At 39.7% G+C, this 5445-nt stretch carries 4 protein-coding genes; all 4 read left to right on the top strand.

What is annotated here, in order from left to right:
- The first annotated feature begins 186 nt into the window (after positions 1 to 186).
- Entirely contained in the window at positions 187 to 801 is a 615-nt protein-coding gene (locus LD39_RS14725; protein WP_035548707.1) for a superoxide dismutase, read from the top strand.
- A gap of 104 nt (positions 802 to 905) precedes the next feature.
- A complete protein-coding gene (locus LD39_RS14720; RefSeq protein WP_035548709.1) occupies positions 906 to 2141 on the top strand; it encodes an MFS transporter in 1236 nt (411 codons plus the stop codon).
- Between the two features lie 90 nt (positions 2142 to 2231).
- Entirely contained in the window at positions 2232 to 4388 is a 2157-nt protein-coding gene (locus LD39_RS14715; protein WP_035548705.1) for a penicillin-binding protein 2, read from the top strand.
- Between the two features lie 158 nt (positions 4389 to 4546).
- On the top strand, positions 4547 to 5445 hold an 899-nt coding region (locus tag LD39_RS14710), incomplete at its 3' end, for a PstS family phosphate ABC transporter substrate-binding protein (protein ID WP_035548702.1).

The raw sequence follows: 5445 nt of genomic DNA, 5'->3' as shown, positions 1-5445 counted from the left end.
GTTAGCTTGTTATTTTTTTATGTTTGAATTTGAATAAAAAGGGAATTCTTAATATCGGAAGATTAGTTATCCTTCCTATAGCAAAACATTTGCAACTACAAGTACGGTTTGATAATGTAAAATTGAGAAGTGAGGTCAATCCACACTTTTTGGTTTTACATATTATTTAAAGGAGGAGTTTACATTATGGCTAAATTTGAACTACCAGAATTACCTTACGCTTATGACGCACTAGAACCTACTATTGATAAGGAAACAATGAACATCCACCATACGAAGCACCATAACGGCTATGTTACAAAGCTGAACAATGCTTTAGAAGGACATGCAGATCTTCAAGATAAGTCTCTTGAAGAACTTCTTTCAAACAATTTGTCCGTAGTACCTGAAGACATTCGTACGGCTGTACGCCGGAACGGTGGCGGTCATGCAAACCACAGCCTTTTCTGGACAATCATGTCCCCGAATGGCGGCGGTGAGCCGACTGGCGACCTTGCTACGCAAATCAACGATACATTCGGCAGTTTCGATCAATTCAAAGAAAAATTCGAAGACACTGCTAAAGGCCGCTTCGGATCAGGCTGGGCTTGGTTAGTTGTTAATAATGGCAACCTTGAAGTCATTGACACATTAAACCAGGATTCACCTATCATGGAAGGTAAGACTCCAATCCTAGGTTTAGATGTTTGGGAGCACGCGTATTACCTGAACTATCAAAACCGTCGTCCTGACTATGTTTCAGCATTCTGGAACGTAGTAAACTGGGATGAAGTTTCTAAGCGTTTCGACGCTGCTAAATAAGATAAATAAAAATAAGAAGGGCATGGATGATATCCATGCCCTTCTTTTTGTATATCTCCTTTCGTTCTGACAACACTATGGAAGAACGCAAAGGAGACATGGATATGGTGAGTAAGCTACGAGCGTGGCTGAGCCACGAAAATGTATCAAAGGATCTATTGTTGCTGTTATTAATTGGAGGCTTATACTCCCTTGGCATATTTTTATCCAGTACATTTGTGAACATTTATTTATGGAAGCAATCCAACAGTTACACAGACATTGCGCTCTATAACTTAAGCATATATATCTTACAGCCTTTAACCTTTATTTTTGCAGGTAAATGCGCAAAGAAGATAGATCGGGTTATTGTCTTGCGTACTGGAGTAATAGTCCTTTCTTTGTTCTTCTTGACCGTTCTCATTGTAGGAGAAAGGGCTGCCACATTCAATATCATGCTGGGAGCCTTACTTGGAGTAGGGTATGGATTTTACTGGCTTGCTTATAACGTTTTAACATTTGAAATTACTGAACCGGAAACAAGGGATTTTTTCAATGGATTTTTAGGAGTACTTCAATCTCTTGGTGGCATGAGCGGTCCGCTGCTTGCGGGCTTTATTATCTCACGGCTTAATAACTTTACGGGGTACACAGTAATTTTTACGATATCCTTTGGGTTATTTATCGTTGCTGTTCTTGTCAGCTTCGGTTTATCCAGGAGAAAAGCGAATGGAAACTTTTCATTTCGGAGAATCGTTAATGAGCGGAAAAACAATAAAAACTGGAGAAGGATATTAAATGCACATGTAGCTCAAGGGTTTAGAGAAGGCGTTTTTTTATTTGCCGTTTCCATTTGGATCTTTTTAATGACAAGGGATGAATTATCCATAGGGGTCTTTAATCTTGTTTACTCCGGGTGTTCTTTCCTCTTTTATTTTTTAGTCAGTCGTATTGTGAAGCCGCGTCGAAGAAAGAAAGCGATATTCATCGCTGGTTTAGTCCTTTATTTAAATGTGCTGATTTTGTTAGTGAGTTACAGCATGCCTCTTCTGCTGCTCTACGCTGGTATAGCGGGTGTGTTTTTTCCACTCTTATATGTCCCTTATCTTTCGCTTACGTATGATGTAATTGGAAAGTCATGGAATGCTGGAGAAATGCGAATCGAATATATTGTCGTCCGTGAAATTTTTCTTAACGTTGGTCGTGTGTTGTCGATTATTACATTTTTGATTGCAATCACTATGATTACACCTGAAACAGGAATTCCATATATCTTACTGTTAGTCGGTGGAGGTCACTTCATCATTTACTTCTTTATTAAAAAAATTGACACTAGAATGATGAAAACGACACACGATTGAAACTATTCTCCCATGAGCCTCGTCTATTATAAAGTAGGAAAAAGATGCTATAATAGAAACGGATTTTGTTGAAAAAGGGAGAGGAGTATCATGGGTAAGAAAAGTAAGAAGGGTCTAAATAAAAAATCACACCTTCCTTTTCGTTTGAATGTCGTGTTTTTTATTGTGTTTATACTATTTGCGGCGATTATCCTACAGTTAGGTGTCGTTCAAATATTAAATGGGGAAGAAGCTCAGGATGAAATAGATCGGACGGAAAATACAACAACGAACATCCCTGTACCAAGAGGGGAAATGTATGACCGATATGGCCGCGTCATGGTGGACAACCAGCCGCTTTATTCCATTACATATACACCTCCGAAGGGCGTTCAGCCGGAAGATCGACTCGAATTGGCTCAGCAGCTTGCCAATTATATTGATATGGATTTTGAAAATAAATTAAGTGAACGTGATCTCAAAGAATACTTCTTTTTGCAAAATAGGGATGAGATTACCGAGCGGATTGCGGATAAAGATACATCTGATTTGGATAACGGAGAGATTTATCAACTGCAATTGGATAGCATTAGAAAAGAAGAAATCGATAAGTACGACGATCAAACCAAAGAAGTCATCGTTATCAAGAAAGAATTGGATAAAGCATATGCTTTGTCTCCACATACGGTGAAAAACGCAAATATTTCTGAGAAAGAGTATTCTGCAGTAGCTGAACACTTAGCCAATTTACCGGGGATTAATGTCACAGCAGATTGGGAAAGGGAATATCCTTTCGAAAGCACGTTCAGAAATTACATCGGGAGCATCACATCTACGGCACAAGGTGTTCCGCGTGACGATTTGGATTACTACATGTCATTGGACTATAGTCGTAACGATCGTGTAGGAATTAGCGGACTTGAGCAGCAATACGAAGAGGTATTGAGAGGTACGAAAGAAAAAGTTCAATACGAAACAGATAAAAACAACAACGTGGTCGACTCTAAAATCATCCGAGAAGGGGAAAGAGGAAAGGACCTTGTTTTGTCCATTGATATGGAATTGCAGAAGAAGGTCGACCAGATTGTTCAAGAAGAATTGGCGAACGCCATTGCAAAAGCCCCTGGGGATAATCAGTATCTAGAGAACTCCGTAGCAGTTGTGTCCAATCCGAATACAGGTGAAATTCTTGCAATTTCTGGACAGACTTATAACCGTAATCCTGAAAAAGGGGAGAGCAGGTTCTCCGATACCTCCCACCAAGCGGTTTATAATGCTTATATGCCTGGGTCTACCGTCAAAGGAGCAACGATTTTAACAGGCCTTCACGAAGGTGCTATCACTCCTGGTTTTGGATTGAATGACAAGGCTATTACTATAGGAAATGGTCCCCCTAAATCTTCTTATACCCCTAATATTGGTTGGGTCAATGACATTTCTGCTTTACAGCAATCATCCAACGTGTACATGTATTTCGTAGCCATGCGACTAGGCGGGGTCTATGATATGCAGTATCATAGAAAGTCATTGAACTTGCAACAAGGTACTTTCGATAAATTTCTTTATAACTTTAATCAGTTTGGACTAGGGGTAGAAACTGGCTTAGATTTCCCTTATGAGGGGACAGGAGTACAGGGCAATCCTAACCAAGGGGGGAATATCCTTGACTTCGCTATTGGTCAGTTCAGTACTTATACTGCAATGCAGCTGAATCAGTACGTTTCTACGATTGCTAATGGGGGAGATCGAATTCAGCCACGCCTAGTAAAAGAAATTCATGGTCCTTCTACTCAAACAGAAGGATTAGGGCCAATTTACAAAGACTATTCACCAAAAGTACTGAATCAAATAGAGATGGATCCAGATTATATCGACCGGGTTCAAGAAGGATTCCGTGAAGTATTCCAAACGAGCCAGGGTACGGCAAGCAGTGTCTTCTCAAAACAACCTTATGCGCAATACCGGATGGCTGGAAAAACAGGTACTGCGCAGTCTGAAAAATGGCTGCCTAAGCAAAATGGAGATGGATATTATCCCGTAGAAACCTTGAATAAAACATTGATCGGCTATGCACCATATGACGATCCGGAGGTTGCGTTCTCTGTTATGACCCCTTATGTAGGTGTAGGAGCTACCCAGACCTATAATGTAAGTAATAATATTGGAGCACGAATCGGTAAAGCTTATTTTGAACTGAAAGAGAAGCGTGCCGAAGAAGGTGTCAACATGGAATTGAATAAAGATGAAAAGGCTGGTAATGAAGAGTGATACAATATGTATCGCTCTTTTTTTCTGCAAAAATCGTCAATTTACAAAACCTTAACGTTTCATTTATATGTCCTTAAAACTCTCTCGTTAGTATATAAAATGTGAGTTGGCCAAGCCGACACACCAAAAACTAATTAAAGACATAGGGGGAAAAAGAAATGAAAAACTTTAAGAGCTTAGCTCTCACGCTTGCTTTTATCTTAGTAATAGGAGTTTTAGCAGCATGTGGGTCTTCCGAAGGTAACTCAGAAGGAAGCGAGAACGCAGAAAAGTCAAACGGTGAAGAAGGTTCTTCTGAATCAGTATCAGGCTCAATTGCAATCGACGGTTCTTCTACTGTTTTCCCGATCATGGAAAACCTAGTTTACACATACAGCCAGAAACAACCTGAAGTAAACGCAACAGTAAACAGCTCAGGTTCAGGCGGTGGTTTCAAAAAATCCACTAAAGGTGAAATAGACTTGAGTAACGCTTCTCGTGAAATCAAGCAAGAAGAAGAAAAAATTGCGGAAGAAAATGGTGTAGAACTTAAACCACTAACTCTTGCTTACGATGGTCTTTCTGTCGTAGTTTCCTCTAAAAATGATTTTGTTGATGAGCTTTCTGTTGAACAACTTAAACAAATTTTCCTTGAATCATCTGATGCAACAAAATGGTCTGATATTAATCCTGAATGGCCAGATGAAACAATTAAGATTTTTGCACCAGGACATGATTCCGGTACATTTGACTACTTTGATGAAGTAATTCTTGAAGAAAAGCCAATGAAAGAGGGAGAAAACACTACCCTTTCTGAAGATGACAACGTTCTAGTTCGCGGTATTGAAAACGATCCTAATGCTATCGGATTCTTTGGCTATGCTTACTACGCTGAAAATAAAGACAGCCTTAAAGTTCTAGGAATCAAAGACGGTGAAGGAGCAGAAGCTGTAAAACCATCTGGTGAAACAATCCAAGACGGTTCTTACACACCACTTTCTCGCCCTCTATTCACATATGTGAATGTGAATGCTTATAAAGAGAAGCCGCAAGTTCGTGACTTTGTTAAGTACACGTT

Origin of the sequence: Halobacillus sp. BBL2006 (genome assembly GCF_000786645.1) — a bacterium.
In the GTDB taxonomy this organism is placed as follows: Bacteria; Bacillota; Bacilli; order Bacillales; family Halobacillaceae; genus Halobacillus.
The sequence above is the reverse complement of the archived record's forward strand: the minus strand, read 5'-3'. Positions and strand labels throughout refer to the sequence as shown.